16 protein-coding genes and 3 pseudogenes are annotated in these 21,545 nt (G+C 41.1%); 16 read left to right on the top strand and 3 right to left on the bottom strand.

The features are described from left to right. Positions 1 to 322 precede the first annotated feature (322 nt). From BM358_RS11110 to BM358_RS11070, 9 genes and pseudogenes are all read left to right on the top strand, one after another. Positions 323 to 2,029 carry a sensor histidine kinase gene (locus tag BM358_RS11110; protein ID WP_028541595.1) on the top strand — a complete coding sequence of 569 codons (1,707 nt, stop codon included), beginning with the start codon at positions 323 to 325 and terminating at the stop codon, positions 2,027 to 2,029. A 2-nt stretch (positions 2,030 to 2,031) separates the two neighbouring features. Next, positions 2,032 to 3,438: a response regulator transcription factor gene (locus BM358_RS11105; protein WP_028541594.1), complete on the top strand. Its 1,407-nt coding sequence runs from the start codon at positions 2,032 to 2,034 to the stop codon at positions 3,436 to 3,438. Between the two features lie 47 nt (positions 3,439 to 3,485). Continuing rightward, positions 3,486 to 5,144, top strand: coding sequence for an extracellular solute-binding protein (locus tag BM358_RS11100; RefSeq protein WP_028541593.1), 1,659 nt, complete (start codon positions 3,486 to 3,488; stop codon positions 5,142 to 5,144). Between the two features lie 323 nt (positions 5,145 to 5,467). Continuing rightward, complete coding sequence (locus BM358_RS11095; protein ID WP_028541592.1) at positions 5,468 to 7,204, top strand: type 2 periplasmic-binding domain-containing protein; 1,737 nt, start codon at positions 5,468 to 5,470, stop codon at positions 7,202 to 7,204. A 62-nt stretch (positions 7,205 to 7,266) separates the two neighbouring features. Beyond that, positions 7,267 to 8,181 carry an ABC transporter permease gene (locus tag BM358_RS11090; RefSeq protein ID WP_023988799.1) on the top strand — a complete coding sequence of 305 codons (915 nt, stop codon included), beginning with the start codon at positions 7,267 to 7,269 and terminating at the stop codon, positions 8,179 to 8,181. A gap of 13 nt (positions 8,182 to 8,194) precedes the next feature. After that, positions 8,195 to 9,088: a carbohydrate ABC transporter permease gene (locus BM358_RS11085; protein WP_023988798.1), complete on the top strand. Its 894-nt coding sequence runs from the start codon at positions 8,195 to 8,197 to the stop codon at positions 9,086 to 9,088. A gap of 64 nt (positions 9,089 to 9,152) precedes the next feature. Further along, a pseudogene (locus tag BM358_RS11080) lies at positions 9,153 to 10,716 on the top strand (alpha-glucosidase). A 105-nt stretch (positions 10,717 to 10,821) separates the two neighbouring features. Beyond that, positions 10,822 to 10,998: pseudogene (locus BM358_RS11075) on the top strand (alpha-amylase family glycosyl hydrolase); the annotation flags it as partial. A 10-nt stretch (positions 10,999 to 11,008) separates the two neighbouring features. Next, positions 11,009 to 11,634: pseudogene (locus BM358_RS11070) on the top strand (tyrosine-type recombinase/integrase); the annotation flags it as partial. A gap of 781 nt (positions 11,635 to 12,415) precedes the next feature. Here BM358_RS11070 and BM358_RS11065 read toward each other — a convergent pair. Beyond that, a complete protein-coding gene (locus BM358_RS11065; protein WP_023988795.1) occupies positions 12,416 to 13,006 on the bottom strand; it encodes a TetR/AcrR family transcriptional regulator in 591 nt (196 codons plus the stop codon). Positions 13,007 to 13,196: 190 nt separating this feature from the next. Here BM358_RS11065 and BM358_RS11060 point away from each other — a divergent pair, with 190 nt between their 5' ends. After that, positions 13,197 to 13,859 (top strand): nitroreductase family protein, encoded by a 663-nt coding sequence (locus BM358_RS11060; RefSeq protein WP_023988794.1) that lies wholly within the window; start codon positions 13,197 to 13,199, stop codon positions 13,857 to 13,859. 725 nt (positions 13,860 to 14,584) lie between these two features. Here BM358_RS11060 and BM358_RS11055 read toward each other — a convergent pair. Further along, on the bottom strand, positions 14,585 to 15,160 hold the full coding sequence (locus BM358_RS11055; protein ID WP_028541589.1) for a TetR/AcrR family transcriptional regulator: 576 nt from the start codon (positions 15,158 to 15,160) through the stop codon (positions 14,585 to 14,587). Positions 15,161 to 15,337: 177 nt separating this feature from the next. On the opposite strand from BM358_RS11055, the gene BM358_RS11050 reads away from it, so the two are divergent. Further along, entirely contained in the window at positions 15,338 to 16,078 is a 741-nt protein-coding gene (locus BM358_RS11050; RefSeq protein WP_028541588.1) for an SDR family oxidoreductase, read from the top strand. Positions 16,079 to 16,900: 822 nt separating this feature from the next. Here BM358_RS11050 and BM358_RS26635 read toward each other — a convergent pair. Next, positions 16,901 to 17,260 carry a hypothetical protein gene (locus BM358_RS26635; protein ID WP_028541587.1) on the bottom strand — a complete coding sequence of 120 codons (360 nt, stop codon included), beginning with the start codon at positions 17,258 to 17,260 and terminating at the stop codon, positions 16,901 to 16,903. A gap of 300 nt (positions 17,261 to 17,560) precedes the next feature. Between BM358_RS26635 and BM358_RS11045 the strand changes: the two genes are divergently transcribed. The 5 genes from BM358_RS11045 to hxlB are packed head-to-tail and all read left to right on the top strand — an operon-like array spanning position 17,561 to position 21,442. After that, the gene (locus BM358_RS11045; RefSeq protein WP_049828419.1) at positions 17,561 to 17,863 is read left to right on the top strand and encodes a PTS sugar transporter subunit IIB; all 303 of its coding nucleotides are present in this window, start codon (positions 17,561 to 17,563) and stop codon (positions 17,861 to 17,863) included. A 14-nt stretch (positions 17,864 to 17,877) separates the two neighbouring features. Next, a complete protein-coding gene (locus BM358_RS11040; RefSeq protein WP_023988790.1) occupies positions 17,878 to 19,131 on the top strand; it encodes a PTS transporter subunit IIC in 1,254 nt (417 codons plus the stop codon). A gap of 22 nt (positions 19,132 to 19,153) precedes the next feature. Then, a complete protein-coding gene (gene rpe, locus BM358_RS11035) occupies positions 19,154 to 19,819 on the top strand; it encodes a ribulose-phosphate 3-epimerase (RefSeq protein ID WP_023988789.1) in 666 nt (221 codons plus the stop codon). After that, entirely contained in the window at positions 19,816 to 20,868 is a 1,053-nt protein-coding gene (locus BM358_RS11030; protein WP_023988788.1) for a galactitol-1-phosphate 5-dehydrogenase, read from the top strand. Before rpe ends, BM358_RS11030 begins: the two co-directional genes overlap by 4 nt. A gap of 10 nt (positions 20,869 to 20,878) precedes the next feature. Continuing rightward, positions 20,879 to 21,442 carry a 6-phospho-3-hexuloisomerase gene (gene hxlB / locus BM358_RS11025; protein WP_025722481.1) on the top strand — a complete coding sequence of 188 codons (564 nt, stop codon included), beginning with the start codon at positions 20,879 to 20,881 and terminating at the stop codon, positions 21,440 to 21,442. Positions 21,443 to 21,545 lie beyond the last annotated feature (103 nt).

Below are 21,545 nucleotides of genomic sequence, written 5' to 3'. Positions count from 1 at the left end.
TTTACATGCAGAAAATTCAACTACAATAAGCAATTAAAAACGGCAAGTCATATATGCAAAGAGGAAGGGAGAATAAGTTCTATAAATTCCATGAAAGCGTTTGACATATTTGAATATCAATCTATAATTATGAACAGAATTGGACCTCACTGAGATGCAAGTATCCTGATTTTTTCAATCTGAATCGGATTAAGATGTCGCCAATTTTCAAATAGGTCGCTGCCTATGAGGAATACGATAATTGATAGAGCTGTTGTTCATAAACAGCAAGCTTCATAACCAGGGGCTTGCTCTTTCATTTACCTAAGGAGAATGGGTCGGAATGACACTTAAAAAAAGAATCTTTTTATTGTTTTTTCTCAGCGCGTTTATTCCCTTTATCAGTATATTTGCAATTTCTTACTATACCATTGATTCCATTTTTGCGAATAAAATCAATGATGGAATTCGGAGCAATCTACAGCAGGTAACTTCATCACTGGAAAATTCAATTACCAACCTGAATCATGTTACTCAGCAATTATCATATAGTGGTACATTAGGAAAAAAACTGGATGAAGTCTTGAAGCCTTCCTCCAATATATTTGAATTGATTGAGGCTAGAGATGAATTAAAGAATGAGTTAAATGTCGTAACGTTTACTAATCCGAATATAGGTCTGACCTTATACTATTTCCAGAAAGAAGGCACTACACAGTTCGCTAACTTTCCCATCAAAGATCGTTTTTCTCCCGAGTCTTTGCCTGTGCTTTCCAAATCATATGGCATTGCGTACTATGGTCCCCATATGAGTATGAACCGATTTGATGATCAGCTTGTTTTATCTGCTATGCGAAAGGTACAGCTGCCTCAAAGGGACGATGTATATATTTACGTCGAATCCGGCTTTCGTCTTACACAGGATATACTGGGTTACAATCAATACAAAGGAGCTTTATCGCATTTAATCCTGAATGGTGAGGGCAACATTGTTTACAGTGAAATTCCAGAAGCGATGAAGGTCGGAGAGAATTTCTCCAGCATATCGAAAGGTACTGCAAAAGATGGAATATCCCGTGATTACCATTGGTTTAAGGAGGACTCCAGTCAGAATTGGAGCGTCATATCGGTAATTTCGCAGGCTAAGTATCAACAGGAGAAAAACCAATGGTTGCTTCAAATATTACTGGTCGCTTTATTTTTTCTCGGCTTTACCGTATTTCTGGCTTGGCTTCTGTGGAAGATGGTTTACAAACCACTCGGTCTGTTCCATTCGGAAATTAACGGAATGTCTCAGAATCCACAAAAGGCAGGCAGCCAGACCCGCACTCAAATTCCCGAGTTTGATTTTCTGTTGGGAGAATTCTCAAATATGCAGCATCAAATCGGCGACCTGTTCAAGGAAGTGCAGCATAAAGAGAAGATTCGTGCAGATTTGGAAGTGGAAAAATTGTTATATCAGATCAATCCTCACTTTCTAATGAATACGCTGGATACTGTGCACTGGCTGGCCGTCATGAACGGACAAGGAGAGATTGACAAGTTGGTGCAATCCTTAAACAAGCTGTTGTATTACAATTTGGGTAAATTAGGGCAAGTATCCACGATGGAAGAGGAAATTGATGCGCTAAGACAGTACCTAATCCTGCAGCAAATTCGATATGACTTTGAATTTGACGTGCGTATTTCAGCGGATGATCAAGTTCTTCAAATACCTGTGCCTCGTTTTATTCTGCAACCGTTGGTTGAAAATTCACTTTATCATGGACTGAGTGACGAAGGTTTTATTCAAATTGAAGTTACACTTGCCAAAACGCTGAATATTTTAATACAGGATAATGGAGCAGGCATGACCGAGGAAGCGATTCAAAGACTTCTGAATAATCGTATAGCTGAACATAAAAAAGTAGGGATGGGCATCGGACTCAATTATGTCCACCGCATGTTGAGGGCACAGTATGGAGATCAAGCACAACTGGTGATCGAAAGTGAATTGGGTACAGGGACAAGTATACTGCTCATACTTCCTATCAAAGGAGAAGATGTCTGAGGATGATTAAGGTATTGATAGTGGATGACGATAAATTAGTACGAAAAGGAATAAGCTCCGCGATGCCGTGGAACGAGTTCAATATGGAGGTTATAGGAGAAGCAAGTAACGGGTTGAAAGCACTGGATTTTCTGAAAGCCCAACCGGTCGATCTGATGCTGACAGATCTCGCGATGCCGGTGATGTCAGGTATTGAACTGATGCGAGCTGCAAGGCAGCTCTATCCAGAACTACATATTGTTGTATTAACACTGCATCAAGATTTCGATTATATCCAGGAAGCGCTCAGACTTGGAGCCATCGACTATATAGCCAAAGTTCAGCTCGAGAAGGAGCAATTCGAACACGTGCTGCATCGAATACATACCCGGATTGACGAGCTGGCGAATACAAGACGAAAGCTGCCTCTGCTAAGTGAGACCAATGTCCATTATCGCCATGTGTATGCACTTGTTTCACTGGATCGCAAGTCAGGACAGAGCTGGCCGATTGAACTGACATCCAATGTAGACGAGATCCGATGGGAGGTTGAACGGAACAGCTGGATGTGGACGGCACCCATGGACGTAGAGGATCAGCTGTTCCATAAACTGAAGGAATCCCTGGATCAAGTTCCCCAAGTCGCCTTGCTGGTTATGTCCGATGTACAAGAGCGAACATGGTCGCAAATCCAAAACTGGATTATGAATTATACAGAAACGTCCTTATTCTATGCATACAATCCTTATGATCCTGTCATTTCCGTTTCGATGAATGTGGAGGACTCATTTCCAATAGAACCGCAGGATGAAGACATGGATCGTATTAGGCAAAGTTGGTTCCTATCACCATGGACCCACAACGACAGTTATTACAACCAACTGATTGAACAGTTCAAATCACTAAGACTGCATAAAGGCCAGCTGATGGGATTGCTATACTCTATAGTTATGGAATGGAATCACCTTTTTGCTCAGACTACGCTGGGTAGAATCTCAATGATCCATTCTTTTCAATCCTGGTACGAGGTAGAAGATTGGATCAAGCAGACCTCTGTGGGCATTCGTAAGGCAGATGAACAGACTTCGTATTCACAAGAAATTGTAGACGCCGTGAAAAAAGCGATTATGATCATGCAAAATAATTTGGACCAAGCTTTTACAGCTTCAGGTCTGTCCCAACAACTGAACATCAGCCGAAGCTATTTCAGTCAATGCTTCAAGGATTTGATGGGGAAAACCTTTAATGAGTACTCCCGATTTATACGAATAGAGAAGTCTAAAGAGTATTTATTGAATACAACCAACACGATTTTCTGGATTGCGGAGCGAGTGGGTTATACGGATGAAAAATATTTCAGCCGAATTTTTCGCGAATTGACAGGTCTGCTGCCAAGCGAATATCGACAGCTCGGCAGAGGGGATAAATAGCGTACTCTCCCAGATGACCAATAATCCGGGCGAAAGAAGGGAAAACGATGATTAAGAAGATGGCTGCATGTGTTCTTGTCGTCAGCTTAATTACAGTGACAGTATATTTCAGCAACCCATACTTCCGGGAATCGCCAATGGGACCAACGAAAACAATCTCGGACACTGCCGCTGCCGATCCATTGGGGAAATATGAATATCCCGTTTCCATCCGACTGGGATATGTGGTAGATCCAACAGGCGCGGATCTCTCAGGAGGAGAAACACTTGAGAAGAATATATGGAAAACGATGATTAAACAAAACCTTAACATTGATGTCCAGGTATTATGGCAGGTGTCGAAGGAAAATCTGAGTCAGAAAATCGATCTGGCTATCGCCAGCAATGATCTGCCGGATGCCATGATTGTAAATCAGCTGCAGCTGAACGAGATGATCAAGGCTGGAGAAATTGAAGACCTAACCGAGGCATACAATAGTAGCGCATCACCGGAAATAAAAAAAATTATTGATAGCACAAACGGATTGGCTATGGAACAAGTGACCTTCGATGGCAAGATGATGGCTGTTCCTTCTGTGACAGCGGAAGACTTCAGCATGCTCTGGATTCGACAGGATTGGCTGGACCGTCTTGGACTGAAGCCGCCGAAAACGGTAGATGATCTGGAAGCTATCGCCAAGGCCTTTGTAGAGAATGACCCAGATGGAAACAGTAAGCGGGATACGATTGGCCTTGCTTCAAGCACTGGACTGTATAACGATTTCAACAACAGTGCTTTTTCTTTTGATCTAACCCCAATCTTCGCAGCATTTGGATCTTTCCCGGGATATTGGCTGAGCAAAGATGGAAAACCTGTATACGGTTCGGTTCTACCGGAAACGAAGGAGGCCTTGGTCAAACTGCGTGAAATGTACGCCAAAGGCCTTCTCGATCCAGAACTGGGTATCCGCAAAGAAGCGGAAGAAACAGTTATTAACGGTCAGGCGGGGATGTTCTTTCAAGGTTTTTATGCTGGGTACTGGCCCCTTCCGAGCGCTTGGCAGAACGAGCCGGAGGCGAACTGGCAAGCATACGCACTCCCGCTGGATGCAAACGGAGCATACCATGTGAAGGTGGATAATCCGTCAAGTTCATTCTTGGTGGTACGAAAAGGATATGCTCATCCCGAAGCGATCATTAAAATTAACAATCTGTACCTTCGTGATGAGTTCAAGTACGGTACGCGTTTTATGCTGGGCCGCAATTTCTTTGCTCCGGCAGATGAAGCACGATATGAATCGAAGGCAGCGCAGGATATTCTGATGGGAACCAAAACACCCGCCGATTTCAAGGACAAGTCTGAATACAAATTGCTGGAAAACTTAGTTTCGACAATAAAACAAACCAAATTGAAGCCTTATGATCAATATGGTATTTCCTATTGGAATGAACACAGCGACAGCTTTATGCGGGGTTATTCGCTTCTTGTAGGCGGAAGAAATTTTTTCGATCCAAACATCCATAAAGTTCGAAGCCTTACCTATATACGAACTCCAACGATGGAGAAGGCTTGGGGTGAACTATCAAAACTGGAACATGATACATTTTTAAAAATTATTTTAGGCGCTGAACCGATCGATTCATTTGATCAATTTGTCGAGGAATGGAAGGAACAAGGGGGCGATCAAGTGACTGTGGAGGTGACCGCAGCCCATAATCATCGCTGAAGACCATCATGAATGTGATACGATAAATTCTACAAGACACTTTTATAATTCCATTAATCAAGCCGACAGATTCTGTTTCAGGAGCTGCCGGTTTTTTTGTTCTTCACTTTGATTAGTAAGTAAGGATAGACAAATGTATGTCGGTAAGTAGGATAAATGCTTACAAGCCAACTATGGCTTCATGATCCCGAATGAAACCGTATACATTTCTCTATCCAAACAGACGTTCAATCCCTATCTCGATTTGTCTTCTCCGAGTCTTATAATGAAAGCGCAAACAACAATGATAGAGAAATATTCAAAACGAAGGGGAATCGAATGTGATGAGAACTAAATGGTTCATAAAAAGAAACATGTTGACGAGACGTCTGGCCGTGTTGTCGATGTCTGCCCTGATGATTTCAACCCTTGCAGCCTGTGGGGGTTCCTCCAACCCTCCCACTGCGGAGGAAGCGGGCAAGTATGAGGTAACACCGGGAGACCCATTCAGTGCCTATAAAGACGAAATAACCGTAACGATGGGTCGTGTGACTACAGCCAACCCGAAACTGCCGGCTGGAGATACGTATGAGAACAACGCGTATACTCGGCTGGTCAAAGAAACATTTAACGCTCAGATTAAAGACCAATTTGAAGCAAACGGAGAAGATTACAGCCGTCAGGTTTCTCTCGCCATCGCCTCTGGGGAACTGCCTGACATGATGCGTGTCGATTCCAAGGATGAACTCAAAGAACTGGTTGATAATGATCTGATTGAAGATATGACGGAAATTTACAAGCAGTATGCCACAGATAACATCAAGAACATTTACGAATCTTATGAGGGCCGTGCATTAGATAATGCGACGATAGATGGACGTTTAATGGGACTTCCGGCTACTTCCCTAGATTCCGCGCCAACCATGGTCTGGGTTCGTCAGGATTGGCTGGATTTACTGGGTATCCAACTTGACGCAGACGGAGACGGGGCCATCAAGCTGGATGATGTGGAGAAAACGGCCAAGGAATTCCTGAAAAGAGATCCTGGCCAATCCGGGAAACCGGTAGGTATTCCCTTTGTGAACACCCTTAATACAAGTGACTATAATGGTTCCGCCTATACCATGCTGGGAGTTGCCTCCACCAAGGGTGCATTCCCTCAATACTGGTTGAAGGGAAAGGATGGCAGCATTGTTTATGGCTCGACAACAAAGGAAACCAAGCAGATGTTAGGCGTCATGGCAGATTGGTTCAAGAGAGGCATCATCGACCCGCAATTTGGAACACGCACATTTGATGATATTACGGCACTGTACACCAACGGCCAAAGCGGTATTGCTTTTGGACCATGGCATATTCCCGACTGGGGTCTGAGCAGCGTGAAGCAGATGGATAAGAATGCGAAATTCACGGCTTACACTTTGGAGGATGCAGACGGAAAGGTAAACGTGGCACACGCCAATCCAGCCAATCAGTTTATCGTTGTGAGAAAAGGATATGAACACCCGGAACTCGCCGTTAAAATAGTAAACCTTTTCTACGATAAACTGGCAAATGATAAAAATGTGGAAACATCTATGCCAGAAGCCGCCAAGTATCAAGAGAACGGCGTAGACGGTTCTACCAGACCTTTTAATATTGAAGTCAACTCGGCTACCTCGCTGCTGGATGATTACTCTGACGTTGTTCGCGGGATTAAAGGGGAGATCAGTCTGGATCAGGTCCGGACAACCGAATCAAAGAACAATATTGAAAGTATCCAAACCTACTTGAGCGATATGGATACGGATAACGTAACAGCCTGGGCGAAATATCACTCGCGTATCAACGGAGTGGGACTCATCGACAAACTGACACGGGAAAACAAATTCGTCTGGATGACACCCGCTTTCTCTGGCACTACACCAAGCATGAAACAGACATGGGCTAATCTGACCAAGATGGAGCAGGAATCTTTCATCAAAATCGTGACTGGTGCAGAATCTCTGGATTACTTCGATACTTTCGTTAGCAATTGGAAGAAACAAGGTGGGGACCAGGTAATTCAGGAAATTGAAGACGAGGCTGCATCCGAAAAATAAACAATCATGAACTGCTAGAAGGGCTGCGATAAGTAGCCTTTCTTCAGGAAAGGGGTCCATCCATGAAACAGGGAAATGATAGAGCAAAAGTTCGGTTGGGCACGGGTGCCATGTATCATATGATGATGCTTCCGGGAATTTTATTTTTACTGGTATTCAGCTATGTTCCGATGGTCGGTGTCATTACGGCGTTTCAGGATTATATACCAGCCAAGGGGATGTTTGGCTCCAAATTTGTAGGGCTGAAGCATTTTATTTATATGTTTAAGCTGCCAGACATCGCACAGGTTTTTAGTAATACGTTGGTGATTGCCATTGCCAAGATTCTATTGGGAACAATGATGGCTATCATTTTTTCCATTTTGTTAAATGAGATCCGCATCAAATTCGTTAAAAAATCCGTACAGACAATTGTTTATCTGCCACACTTTCTATCCTGGGTAGTTCTAGCATCCGTGGTTGTTAACATGTTCAGTTTGGATGGAATTGTGAATCAAATTTTGGCTTTTTTCGGTCTGGAGAATATTAATTTTCTCGGCAGCAACACCTGGTTCCAGCCGCTGATTATTGGGACAGACGTGTGGAAGGAGTTCGGTTACAGTTCCATCGTCTATTTGGCTGCAATTACTTCGATTGATCCGGGTCTGTATGAAGCGGCAGGAATGGATGGAGCCAGCTGGTGGAGAAAAGTATGGCATATTACATTGCCAGGTATGCTGCCTATTATCCTGCTCATGGGAGTGATGAGTCTGACCAATATTTTGAGTGCCGGCTTCGATCAAATTTATAATCTGTATAATCCGGTTGTCTATGAGTCGGGAGATATTCTGGATACTTATGTATATCGGATTGGACTCGTTGGGCGACAGTATAGCTTCGGTACAGCTGTTGGCCTGTTCAAGTCAGTGATCGGTATTGTTTTGCTATTGTCCGCCAACCATTTGGCCAAGAAATACACCGACCGAAAAATATTCTAAGGAGGCAAAGCCTATGTCATATTCTGTAAGCCTAAAAGATCGAATTGGCCGGTTTGTCATCAATGCCATCGTCATATTGCTGGCATTGATCTGCCTTCTTCCGTTATGGAATATCGTTGCGATTTCATTCAGCAGCAGCGAGGCCGTGTCAGCTAATGCTGTAGGTCTCGTACCGGTCAATTTTACAACAGCAGCGTATACGAAAATTATCGATGATGCTCAGTTCTGGCGTTCCTTTGGCATATCTGTTCTACGTGTTGTGCTCACACTTATTCTCAACATGATTCTTATTATTTTAATGGCATACCCGCTCTCCAAGTCGAAAAGGGAATTTAGGGGCAGAAACATTTATATGAATGTTATGATTTTTGCCATGTTGTTCAGCGGCGGGATGATCCCGAGTTATCTACTGATCAAAAACCTCGATATGCTTAATACAATTTGGTCGCTTGTTCTACCGGGAGCTGTCCCTATATTCAGTGTCATCCTTGTCATGAACTTCTTCTCTGCTGTACCTAAGGCGCTAGAAGAAGCAGCATTCATCGATGGGGCGAATCCGCTCCAGGTTCTGTTCAAAGTGTATGTTCCCGTGTCCATCCCTGCGCTGGCGACGGTAGCACTATTCAGTATCGTGGGAACGTGGAATGATTTTTTTAGCGGTTTGATCTATATGACCCAAGTCAGCAATTATCCGCTAATGACTTATATTCAGTCCCTTAACGTGAATATTGCCGAACTTCTTCAATCCGGCACCAACTCAGCACAACTCAGCAACCTGACTGAAATATCAAACAAAAATCTAAATGCTGCCAAAATCGTAGTCGCTGTCATCCCGCTACTGCTGATTTATCCGCTGCTTCAAAAATATTTTGTGACTGGAATTGTTGTAGGATCGGTAAAAGAGTAATTGTATGATGCGACTTGATTAAGATAAAAACACTATGCGTCTATTGGAAAGGTTGTAATGAACAATGGAAAATAAAAATTGGTGGAAAGAAATCGTTGTATACCAGATATATCCACGGAGCTTTCAAGATAGTAATGGTGATGGAATCGGCGATTTGAAAGGAATTGTTTCCCGTCTGGACTATTTGCAGCAACTCGGTGTCGGTGCGATTTGGCTATCACCAGTTTGTAAATCCCCTCAGGATGATTTCGGTTATGATATTTCGGACTATCGGGATATTGATCCGATGTTCGGGTCTTTGGATGATATGGGGACATCCATGGTTTCAAGAAGCAAAAAAAAGCAAAGAAAATCCGTACCATGACTATTATGTCTGGAGAGATGGCGTTGAAGGAATGCCACCAAACGACTTGGGTTCCATATTTGGTGGTTCAGCTTGGGAATGGGTACCCGAGATAGGACAATATTATTTACATCTTTTTTCTGTAAAACAGCCGGATCTCAACTGGGAAAACCCAAAAGTCCGACAAGAGATTTACGAAATGATCAATTGGTGGATAGGCAAGGGTGTAGGCGGTTTTCGGCTTGACGTAATTGACTTAATCGGAAAAGAACCAGATTTGAAAATTACCAGCAACGGGCCGAATCTGCATAAGTATATCAGGGAACTCAGCAAGGAGACGTTTCAAAAAGCTGGAGACCTGCTGACGGTTGGAGAAACATGGGGCGCTACGCCAGAGATCGCCAAATTGTATAGCAACCCGGACGGCAGTGAGTTTTCAATGGTATTTCAATTTGAACATATTAGTTTGGACGAACAAGAGGGGAAAGGGAAGTGGGATCTTAAGCCTCTAGATTTTCAAGAATTAAAAAAAGTGTTATCTAAATGGCAGACAGAGCTGAAGGGGGATGCCTGGAACAGTTTGTTTTGGAATAATCACGACTTACCCCGAATCGTTTCTCGTTGGGGAAATGACGGAGAATACAGGATAGAATCGGCTAAAATGTTGGCAACCCTTCTTCATGGCATGCGAGGCACACCATACATTTATCAGGGGGAAGAATTAGGAATGACGAATGTTCAATATCCAATTGAAGACTATCGGGATATTGAGTTACTAAATTTCTACAAAGATAGAATTGAGAAAGGATACCCTGAAGATAAAGTTATGGAGTCAGTCTTTGCAAAGGGGCGTGATAACGCTCGAACACCAATGCAGTGGGACGCTTCCGACAACGCTGGTTTTACATTAGGGAACCCTTGGATTAAAGTAAACCCGAATTATAAGGATATCCATGCACAAGAAAGTTTAAATAACCCTGAATCCATATTCCATTATTATCGGAAACTAATCCGATTAAGGAAAGATCATGAAGTGATCATATATGGGGATTATGAGCTGATGTATCCCGAGAATAAAGATTTGTTCGCATACACTCGAACGCTGAAAGGAACCAAACTACTTGTAGTATGTAATTTTCAAAAATACACAACCCATCTCCCACTTCAGAAAGAGCTGGCAGAGACTAAACAGCTGCTAATATCCAATTATCCAAATAACATGTCTGAAGTAGAAATGCGCCCTTATGAAGCGAGGATGTACCTTATCGATACACTCAATAAATGAAAATGAATATCGTACAAAAGTATATGATCAATAAATTTCTCATCTTAACTGGTTGAAAAATATTTATGAATTGAATTTAGAATAAGGGAAGAAGGATCAAGCAATATGAAAAGGGCATGGTGGAAAGAAGCTGTGGCTTATCAAATTTTTTATGGACTCCAATGGGGATGGCATTGGTGATATAAAGAGGATGATTCCTTTCATAGTCGAGGTATGAAAGGAATCATGGATTTGTTGATCAATCACACAAGCGACGAACACCCGTGGTTTATCGAATCAAGATCTCTTCGCTAGATTTGATTACTTACAGAATAAAGCTGAGACAAGTGACCTAAAGCCATATATCCAGCGCAATGTTATGGCCAAAATGGATTTAAATGTAGTTAAAGAAAGCCAAGAAACCATTGCCAATCGTATGGATGGGAAAATTCTCAGGGAAGACGATTTTGAGTCATTTAGGCAGTTTATATCTCATGATTTCGGAGAAATCAATAAAGAGAATAAACGTATTTTCAATTTCCATCAGTTTAATCGTGAACGGGATACAGCCATTGTTTCCCTCATTTTAGGATCTGGTCTTAGGCTCTCTGAGGTAGCAGGTATTAACATTGAAGATCTGGATATAAATAAAGCTTTAGTGAGTGTTATACGCAAAGGTAATAAAGAACAATATGTATATTTCAGCAAGCGTTACTGGATTTAGAAAATTATCTGCAGATCAGAGAATCTAGATATATCCCAGAAAAAAACGAACCTTTTTTGTTTATTGCAGCTCCCATAGGTCGTAAAGGAAAAAGCAGACGCTTAACTCAGCGATCCATAGAGAAACTGATCGAAAAATATGCTACAGCTTTTGGAAAACCAGCTTTAACCGTGCATTCTCTGAGACATTCATTTGCAACACGTTTTCCAACAGAAGTCATATAAGAAATGGGATAAACTTGTTGTCACTGAACATCAACGGACAAATATCACGAGAGGTGTCGGATGATAAAAACATTATCTCATTAATTGCTGCGGAAATCGCGGCTTTTTTATTTTATGAGATAAAGTTCTTGTCAAAACCAAATGACAAGAACTTTATCTCATCACCGATTTTGACAAGAATATTATCCCATTTCCAACAAACCAATTCGGGTTATTGTACCATTTCACGATAGGAGCACCCCTTGAGTCACGGGCTTGATCGTTCACAGCCGAAAGTGGAAGATCTATAATCTTAGGATCATCATCGGAAGTATTGAGAAGCACATAGACGAATTGAAGACTTTATACATTTTTACAATAAGATACGTGCCTGTTATCTTCTGTCGCAATTTCTATTTTAGCGGCTTTTTTATGTTATCGGTACAAGTTCTTGTCCCGAGCCAAGGACAAGAACATGTTCCGATTGCCGATTTGATGATGATCTAAACAGATAACTTACAGTCCACTATTCACCACAACACACAAACTGATGTTCATTCGAAGGTCATGTTTGATTTTCGTGTGTAAAACTGGGTGGAGAGTTGGATATTTCTGATGAGACGAGCGAATACAGGTGGGTTCCAAAGGAAAATGTTCAATTCAGTAAGCCCATTAATATACGGGTGAAACCTTCTTCCAAGATGAGCCACTATACAATCCAACGTTTGCTTTCTTCAGGCACAACAGGCTTGGTTTCATCTGAACGGGCAGGATAGAGCAATAGCGACAAGACCTATCCCAGTAGTTCTTTGGCTCCGTTCATCATTAAGGGCATAGCCTGTTTAACAAATGATTCCGCACTTATTGGGCACCCCTCATTGTTCCAAACGTAAGCAGCCCCATACATCCCCCAACTTAACATGATAGAAGCTGTATTTATTAAGAAGTGCGCGTTTGGACTCGATGGCATCTTGTCTTTGTCTATAAAGGAAAGAAGTATCGTTTGAATTTTTTCCTTTATTTGAATTTCGAATACAAGTCCAAGCGATGTATACCTTCTTTTGCACATCGTGCTTAGACCCTTGTGAAAATCGCACACACCCAGAAAAATACTCTGAATTGTTTCTTCATTTAGAACTTCGTGACCGTTTATTCTACGATTTATGATTGTCATAAATGATTCCATTAGTTTGGCCTCAAGAATTTCGAATTTATCTACAAAGTGCGCATAAAAAGTCGCTCTGTTAACAGTAGCCCGCTCTGCAATATCCCTAACGGTTATCGATTCAAAGTCTTTTTCTTGAATTAATGAAGCAAAAGCGTCTTGAAGGAGTCGCCGTGTACGTATCACACGAGGATCAGCTTCATTCTTTTTAATGGTCATCGTTAAGATCTCCCCTAATAAAACGACATTATAGAAATGGTGTTGTCTATACAACGGTTTATGGTTATTGATGATTGCGTACCATTCGGTTGGTATTATAACATATAAATACAACAAGTGTTGTTCAAACTACTAATGTTGTATTGAAACAAAATGCAGAATGCTGCTTTTCCAAAAGGAGGAGAGAACCATGTCGGTTTCACAACCGTCACTAACGATGGAGCACCAACTTTTTTTTGATGTTATTGGAGAACGCCGGTCAGTTCGTAGCTATGATCCCGAGATTAAGATTTCGCGGGAGGAATTGACCGAAATATTGCGGCAAGCCACGCTCGCTCCTTCAGCCGCTAACCTGCAGCCGTGGCGTTTTCTAGTTATCGACTCGCCGGAGCTGAAGCAGAAGCTGCTTCCGATCGCATTCACTCAACAGCAAGTGGTCGAGGCTTCGGCTGTCATTGCGCTACTCGGAGATTTGGAGTGTTATAAATCGGCCGAGAAAATCTACGGAATGGCGGTCGATGCGGGTTACATGCCTGCAGAGACGGCTAAATCGTTCGTGGAACGCTATACCGGGATGTATTCGAGCATGCCGCCCGAGGCCATCCGCGAAAAAGTTTATACCGACGGCGGGCTAGTATCGATGCAACTCATGCTTGTCGCCCGCGCTAAAGGCTACGACACGGTATCGATGGGCGGCTACAACAAACAAAAGTTCATGGAAGCGTTCCGGATATCAGAACGCTACGTTCCGATTATGCTGATCGCCATCGGCAAGGCGGCGAAGCCCGGTCATCCGACGGTGAGGCTGGCAGTTGATGATGTAGCTTTCTTTAACGAAATGCCTAGAGAATAACAAAATGAAAAAGACTTGGCGCCCGCATAATCAACGGCCAGCAGAGACTTGAGGGATACCATCGTTAATTTCAATTCTTGTTTTGCTCGATTGCTCGGGACGGTAGTACAAAAAGATACCAGCTTGAAGCGCTCGCAAAGATTGAACAGCAGATGCTAATGTTGTAATCGTTCCTTTCGAATAACAACGAAGTTATTGGTGGTATTCAGCTTACAATTAATTATTCCGAGGTTTTCGAGATTAGGTACAACATGAGGTTAAATTGAGGGTGTTCGTGTAGACAGGATTATTATGGCAAAGGAATTGGAGAGTCCCCATTTTGTTATACTATTAATGAGGCTAAAACAATGGGTTACGAAATAATCTAACTGACAACCATACACACCGTAAAGATGCTACAGATTCAATAAACGACTTGGATTTGTTGCTAGTCAAGATAGTATGAAATTCACTCAGTAATTAGTCCATACAACTAACGCGAAACGTTAGTTGTACAACAGTATGGAGCAGTTTTGCCAGTTGGCAGCTGCTCCATTTTTATTAAGCTAACCAGGTTAGCGCAGCCGGCCAAACGATCGGCTGATCTTTTCATTACGCTTATGGGCAGGTTAGTGGAATTAATGTAAAGAAGGGAACACTTCATAACCGTGGCCTAGAATTGCCGAACCCCATTAGGTAGCGTTTGCGTAAAAGCGAAAGGATAAAGTTCTGAGATACATTCAATACTACTTCGGATAAACTTGATTCTTTTCAAATAAATTCCTAACCTGATCGGCCATAAATTGTGTGGAATGCGGCATTTGATGACGTACCCACCACTCCACAATGCCAATAAAAGCAGAGGCCATGAATTGGGCTTTTAACTCATTGTCGATAACGGGCTTATTGTCAGTACTTTCCATTTTATTCATAAGATTGACTGAGATGAAATTCAGCAATCGGTCCCGGAATAGAAAGGCTCTTTGATTGGAAAACATAGCAGAGAAAAACTGGAAATTGTCACGCAAATAATCAAAAACCGGTTTGGGCTCTTGTACCATTCCTTGGCTAAGCGGATTGGCCTTCCGTTTCTTGCACAACGAAATCAATTCGTTGATGTGATCTTCAATGCATTTATCCAAAAGGTCGTATTTGTCACTGTAATGCAGATAAACGGTGCCGCGGTTAACATTGGCACGCTCCGCTATCTCGTTAATAGTGATTTGTTCAAAATCTTTTTCCGAAAAAAGCTCCAGAAACGACTTCGTTATGGACTGCTTGGTTCGGAGAATGCGTCGGTCGGTTTTAACAGCGTTTTCCATTCCTTTCGTTACCTCCTTCAGTTAATCAACAATTCTTAGGGTGTTGTTGTATATAAAACAAATACGCATCCATTAACCATTGAGTAATCGGGGCTTCTGTCTATAATATTAATCAACGACCGTTAAATATTCAACACACGTCACCAAAAAAAATTTTGGGTAAAGGAGCATTTAACAATGGAAAATATACGAGATAAAGTGGTGATTATAACTGGAGCCTCCAGCGGAATAGGGGAAGCTACAGCGAAGTTGTTGGCACAAAATGGCGCAAAGGTGGTATTGGCAGCCAGAAGAGAGGAACGTCTGCATGCGATTGCTAATGAAATTAAACAGGGTGGCGGCGAGGCCGTTTCTGTAAAAGCAGACGTCGTTTCTGCCGAAGATATGCAGAATTTGGCCAAGTTTACCTTAAGTGTGTATGGCCGAATTGATGTATTGGTGAACAATGCAGGGGTCATGCCGAGTTCCAGGCTGAATGAATTAAGAGTAGAAGAGTGGGATCAAATGATCGATGTGAACATCAAAGGCGTTTTATACGGTATCGCAGCGGTATTGCCTACCATGCGGGAGCAGCAGTCCGGTCATATCATTAACCTATCCTCTACAGCCGGTTATCATGTGTCCCCTACAAATGCCGTATACGCGGCCACCAAGTTCGCAGTTAGAGCCATCTCGGAAGGGCTGCGCTTGGAAGAGTCTTCGACTTCGCGTATTAGATCTACCTTGATTGCTCCTGGTCTGACGAAGACCGAACTTTTTGACAGCATTACCAGCCCGGAAGTGCAGACGATCGCCAATCAAATAAGCGGCATAGGGATTTCTCCTTACAGTATTGCTAGAGCCATCGCGTTTGCCATTAATGAACCTGATGACACCCTAATCAGTGAAATTATGGTTAGGCCGACCGCGTTGCCTTGAACATTTCCAAACAAGATGATAGGGAATTTTCCTTATGGCTGAAAATCAAAATACTGGTCATCCACCATCTAAGGCTATTATCCAACTGTAAGCTGATAACGGAAAGATGAATTTACTTTATATATAACAAGAGCTATCATGTTAAATTGTTTTTTGAACTAACTGGGAACGTTAGTTCAATGAAACAGCGACAGTCTAGGACTTTATTTTCTGTCGCTGTTTCAATTTCTAGGGTAAGTCTAAAACTTATTTTATGGAGTCTGACGGTATGACAATTCAAAAAGCCGCGCGGAATAAGAACATCCAGTCTAATCGGGAGACAAGAACATGGTCCCATTGAAAGTCACTATTATAGCGGCTTTTTTGTTTTATCGGTACAGGTTCTTGTCCCGATTGCCGTAATGAACACAAACATGATCCAATTAACAATTAGACATTTATCTATACATTTGTAAAATAGCAAATGTCGTTATGCTTACCTCAGAAATTTCAGAGTAAGACTTTAAATTTCATCAGTGGGGAGACGATTGCCCCTGATCCGCCCCAAATGCTCTTCTACTGCCATCTGCAGGAGCGCTAGAAGCTTTACTACAAAACCGCAGTGAAAGAAACAGACCACTTCAGATTGAAGTAAAAGTAATTTAAGTAATTTAGTTTAAGAAAAAGGAATGCTTAAAGTCGATCTGAAAAATGCCTGTTAGTGGTCGTGGAGCACTTAGTGATCTTAATGCACCTTCATATCTATTCTCTATATTAACTGACCCTCGCATCAAAAACATCGAATAAGATTGATCAAGGAGTGGATTTTGAATAATGATGTCTTTAACCCACAGTAACAACCATCATCAGATTCCAAGTGGTTTTTCGAGCACATTTTAACAACCTGCGAAAATGATCGTCAATCGAATTGATGTAATTTGACATAGGCTTAACAATTAATAAAATTCTTGGTTTCGAGGGGGGATTGGAGAAATGTAGCTGTAGTTCAGCAAACCTGGAGCTGTCATATATACGAGTGAGACAAAATGGAATCAACCCGGGCAATACCAAATCTGCACTGCTAAGTGTCATTTCCTCCGTTGTGGCAGATGTGGGTTCCTCTCCATAGGACGTCATGTACCAGAATTCATCACCTCTCACGTCTACATGTTGCAGCTCAGCCTCGTCTACCGTTGTACCCAACCCGGAACTCGTTGATACGATTGAATTCATTGGAATAGATGGATTTTAACCTGAAAAATATCGAGGGAAAATCATTTTTTTCATCACTATATTGTACAACCTGTTGTCTATAAAGTGGGATGTAAACGAATACAACAATTGAATTCATCATGTTATTATGAATCCACAGCAAGAAAGAAGTTAATCCTGCTGAGTAAAAGGAAATATAAAACAATTTGCAAGGAGGATTTTTTCAACCCTTTGGGATTGGAAATGGATTTAAAACTAGCTTCGAAAACTAACATACCAGGAGGAATTAACATGTCAAATTCAAAAATTAAAATCGCCGTAGCTTGTGGAAGCGGAGTAGCAACTTCTACTATCGCAGCAGATGGAGTGAAAGAGGTATTAAAAGAAGCAGGAATTGAACATTACGATATCATTAAAACGAGTATGGCGGAATTACCGAATATTATTGACAACGTCGATATTGTTCTGACAACTAATAATTTTAAAACCGATGAAAAGCCATATATGAACATCATGGGATTTGTAACAGGGCTTAATGAAGAAAAATTGAAAAATCAATTGGCTGAAAAACTGCTGGATTTAAAAAATAGTTAAGGTGGTAGATCATAATGGATACTGTGCATAATATTATTAAATCTATTACTGATATGGGAGCAACAGCTATTTTACCAATAATAATCACCGTATTAGGTCTAGTTTTTCGAATGAAAATTGGAAACGCTATCAAATCAGGCCTTTTAGTTGGGGTAGGCTTCTTAGGTTTAACATTAGTTGTTGGCTTGCTCAATTCCTCCCTAAAACCGGCAGTTGATTATTATGCAAAAATCGGTTCTGGATTTACAATTGCAGATATTGGATGGCCAGCTGTAGGGGCGGCATCTTGGGTGCCTCCTTTTGCAGCATTAGCAATTCCTCTTGGTTTAATTATTAATCTAGTATTAGTTCGACTTAGATGGACAAAAACGTTAAATGTGGATATATGGAATTACATGCATTTTCTAATTCCAGGAGCTTTGGCTTACTTTCTTTTTGACAGTTTCTGGTTAGGGTTGGTAGTAACATTGGTGATGTCTGTTATTGCTCTATTCGTTGGTGATTTAATTGCTTCAAAATGGCAAGAATACTTTGGTTTAGAAGGTACAACCTGCACAACTATTATTTATTCAGCTTGGGGTTATCCGATTGCCTGGCTGGTAAATAGAATCATTGATTTCATTCCTGGTTTAAATAAATTGGAGTTTTCTCTGAGTAAAATTAATAAAAAAATAGGCGTTCTCGGGGACCCAGTTATTATTGGATTTATTGTTGGATTAGTTTTAGGGGCAATTACTAAAAGACCTGTTACAGAGATTGTGACTATGGCCACAGGGATAGCTGGAGTTATGGTATTAATGCCTAAAGTTGTTGGAGTGATGATGGACGGGCTATCTCCAATTGGGAAATCGGCAAAAGACTTTATGATTAAACGCATGGGGAATAACTCCAATCTAAATGTGGGGATGGATATTGCGCTAGGCTTAGGCGATCCGACTACTATTACAACTACAGTCGTTTCTATTCCAATTGTTATGTTATTGGCACTCATTTTACCTGGAGTTCAGTTCTTTCCAATAGGACTGTTAATGTCTGTTACCTATATTTCTGTAATGTGTACGTTAACAAGTAAAGGAAATCTATTCCGTTCTATTGTGTCGACAGTAGTATTTTGTATTATCACATTTTATTTGGCAGGATTTGTTGCACCAGGTGCAACACAGATGCTTAACAGCGCAGGTGTCGAGTTAAAAGGTTTAGGGACAGATGTTACTTTTTCTGAGATATGGAACTTATTAATTTATTGGGTAAGCACTTTAGTTAAATAAAGACTAGAGAAGAGGAAAAATAATGAATCTGATTTTACCTTCAATATTTGCAGCAGATTTAATGAACTTAAAAAGTGAATGCGATGTTTTATATGAAGAAGGATTTCAAGTACTTCATGTAGATATGATGGACGGAAACTTCGTCCCTCATATCGCATTTGGACCAGAACAAATTAAAAATATAAAAAAACAAGTGAATATGAAATTAGATGTTCACATGATGGTATCAGCCCCAGAGCAGCATATAGCGAGTGTGTTGGACACTGGAGCAGAAATGATATCAGTTCACTATGAATCAACTCCTCATATTCGTTTTGTCATTGATCAGATTAAGCAACATGGAAGGAAAGCAGGGATCGTCATTAATCCTGGGACGGACACCTTTATATTGAAACCTTTTCTAAACATCATTGACTATGTTCTAGTTATGTCGATCAATCCAGGAAGACCTAATCAAGTTTTTATGGAAGAAACGATTGATAGAATAAGAGAACTGAAAGTAATGATAGGTCAACGAGATATTCAGATCGAAGTTGATGGTGGAGTCGATGAGAGTATAGCTAGTCAATGTATCGAAGCTGGAGCATCTTTGGTTGTCATCGGATCATATTTATTTTCGAATAACAAAGCACATGTGAAGAATTTGAAAAGTCTAGAACATGGAGAGAGAAAGGATGAGAGAAAATGAAATCATTAAAACTGTATGGTGCCAGAGACATACGTTTTGGAGGAGCGGAAAAACCTCAAATACTGGATGGAAAAGATGTCATTGTAAAAATAAAAGCATGTGGCATTTGTGGATCTGATATCTCTCGATATAAAAAATTGGGTGCAGTCACACCTGGTCAGGTATGGGGACATGAATTTGCAGGTGTTGTAGAACAAGTTGGCGATCAAGTAACAGATCTAAAAGTTGGAGACCATGTTGCTGGATGTCCAGCACTAATTGAAGAAGATGATTATTATTATCGAGCAGGTCAACCAGCTAGAGCGAATTCATTGCATGCAATAGGTGCTAAGGAACCTGGTGGATTCGCCGAATACATTAAACTCCCAGAGAAGAATTTAGTTAAAGTACCTGATGATTTGGATTTCGAATCAGCTTCTATGGTAGAACCTTCTACTGTAGTTTTACATGGGTATTATCGAACCAATCTATCGGTGGGCGACGATGTGGTCATTGTTGGAGCAGGGGGAACCATTGGGTTGTTTGCTGTTCAATGGGCAAAAATATTTGGCGCGAAAAAAGTAATTGCGGTTGATATTGATGATGAAAAACTTCAAATTGCGAAGGAATTAGGCGCCGATTATACGATAAATTCTCTGAATGAAGATGTTCTGACAAAGGTCGCTGAATATACGGATGGCATGAATGCAGATATTGTAGTTGAAGCAGCTGGAACGCCCCATACAGCAGCAACTGTGTTTGGTTACGCCAAAAAAGGCGGCGGAGTTGTGTTCCTAGGTATCCCTTATGCAGACGTTGCGATGGAAAGATTTTATTTTGAAAAAATCCTAAGAAGTGAGTTAACCGTGTGGGGATCATGGAGTTGTGTATCCGCACCATTCCCAGGTAAGGAATGGGCAACGACTGTTCACTTTATGCACAATAACAGATTAAATACTAAAAAAATGATTACACATCGTATACCGCTTGAAGAAGGTTCAGAAATGTTTGAACGATTAATGGAAAGAAAAGAACTTATCGGCAAGGTAATCATGTATCCAGAAAGCTGAAGGTGAACTTATGGACAAATTAATTAAACAAATGGAAGTCATTATGAAAGAATTAGAAAGAAGTATTTCCTTAATGAATGTTGGTGAAAGTGAACAAATTCTACAAGTCTTGTATAATACAAAGCGGATTTTCCTTGCTGGTTCAGGGAGATCAGGTTTAGCGATCCGTGCTTTCGCTAATCGACTGTTGCACTTAGGTAAAACGGTTTATATTGTTGGTGATATTACTACTCCAAGCATTCAAGCAGAGGATATTTTATTTATTGGTTCTGGTTCAGGAGAAACCGCTGGTCTAATAGTAAATGCAAAAAAAGCAAAGCAATCAGGAGCAAAGGTAATTCTTAATACAACGAATTCGCAGTCGACTTTGGGGAAACTAGCTGATTACATGCTTTTAATTAATGTTGACAATAAAGAAACGGATACTGATTTAATGGAATCTTCTATTCAACCAATGGGATCGGCATTTGAGCAATTAAGTCTTCTCTTGTATGATGCGATTGTTTTGGAATGGGTAGCTAATTTTAATGAAACCTATGATGACATGAAATTAAGACATGCTAATTTGGAATAAACGTTTGATTTGAGGCAGAACAAAATTTCGATTCTTCACAGAGCGCCTCCAAGAGCAAAGATTAAATTGAGTAATTTGAATACGACCTAAACTTGAAGCCTCT

The organism is Paenibacillus sp. cl130, assembly GCF_900116035.1.
GTDB classification, from domain to species: Bacteria; Bacillota; Bacilli; order Paenibacillales; family Paenibacillaceae; genus Paenibacillus; species Paenibacillus polymyxa_B.
Note: the sequence above shows the minus strand (reverse complement) of the source record. Positions and strands in the feature narration are given on the sequence as shown.

Bases quoted from the DNA above. Each gene is read 5' to 3' on its own strand.
- hxlB (WP_025722481.1), top strand. From the start codon at position 20,879: ATGGACAAATTAATTAAACAAATGGAAGTCATTATGAAAGAATTAGAA.
- rpe (WP_023988789.1), top strand. From the start codon at position 19,154: ATGAATCTGATTTTACCTTCAATATTTGCAGCAGATTTAATGAACTTA.
- BM358_RS11100 (WP_028541593.1), top strand. From the start codon at position 3,486: ATGATTAAGAAGATGGCTGCATGTGTTCTTGTCGTCAGCTTAATTACA.
- BM358_RS11060 (WP_023988794.1), top strand. From the start codon at position 13,197: ATGTCGGTTTCACAACCGTCACTAACGATGGAGCACCAACTTTTTTTT.
- BM358_RS11095 (WP_028541592.1), top strand. From the start codon at position 5,468: ATGAGAACTAAATGGTTCATAAAAAGAAACATGTTGACGAGACGTCTG.
- BM358_RS11090 (WP_023988799.1), top strand. From the start codon at position 7,267: ATGAAACAGGGAAATGATAGAGCAAAAGTTCGGTTGGGCACGGGTGCC.
- BM358_RS11105 (WP_028541594.1), top strand. From the start codon at position 2,032: ATGATTAAGGTATTGATAGTGGATGACGATAAATTAGTACGAAAAGGA.
- BM358_RS11110 (WP_028541595.1), top strand. From the start codon at position 323: ATGACACTTAAAAAAAGAATCTTTTTATTGTTTTTTCTCAGCGCGTTT.
- BM358_RS11050 (WP_028541588.1), top strand. From the start codon at position 15,338: ATGGAAAATATACGAGATAAAGTGGTGATTATAACTGGAGCCTCCAGC.
- BM358_RS11045 (WP_049828419.1), top strand. From the start codon at position 17,561: ATGTCAAATTCAAAAATTAAAATCGCCGTAGCTTGTGGAAGCGGAGTA.
- BM358_RS11055 (WP_028541589.1), bottom strand. From the start codon at position 15,160: ATGGAAAACGCTGTTAAAACCGACCGACGCATTCTCCGAACCAAGCAG.
- BM358_RS11040 (WP_023988790.1), top strand. From the start codon at position 17,878: ATGGATACTGTGCATAATATTATTAAATCTATTACTGATATGGGAGCA.
- BM358_RS11085 (WP_023988798.1), top strand. From the start codon at position 8,195: ATGTCATATTCTGTAAGCCTAAAAGATCGAATTGGCCGGTTTGTCATC.
- BM358_RS11065 (WP_023988795.1), bottom strand. From the start codon at position 13,006: ATGACCATTAAAAAGAATGAAGCTGATCCTCGTGTGATACGTACACGG.
- BM358_RS11030 (WP_023988788.1), top strand. From the start codon at position 19,816: ATGAAATCATTAAAACTGTATGGTGCCAGAGACATACGTTTTGGAGGA.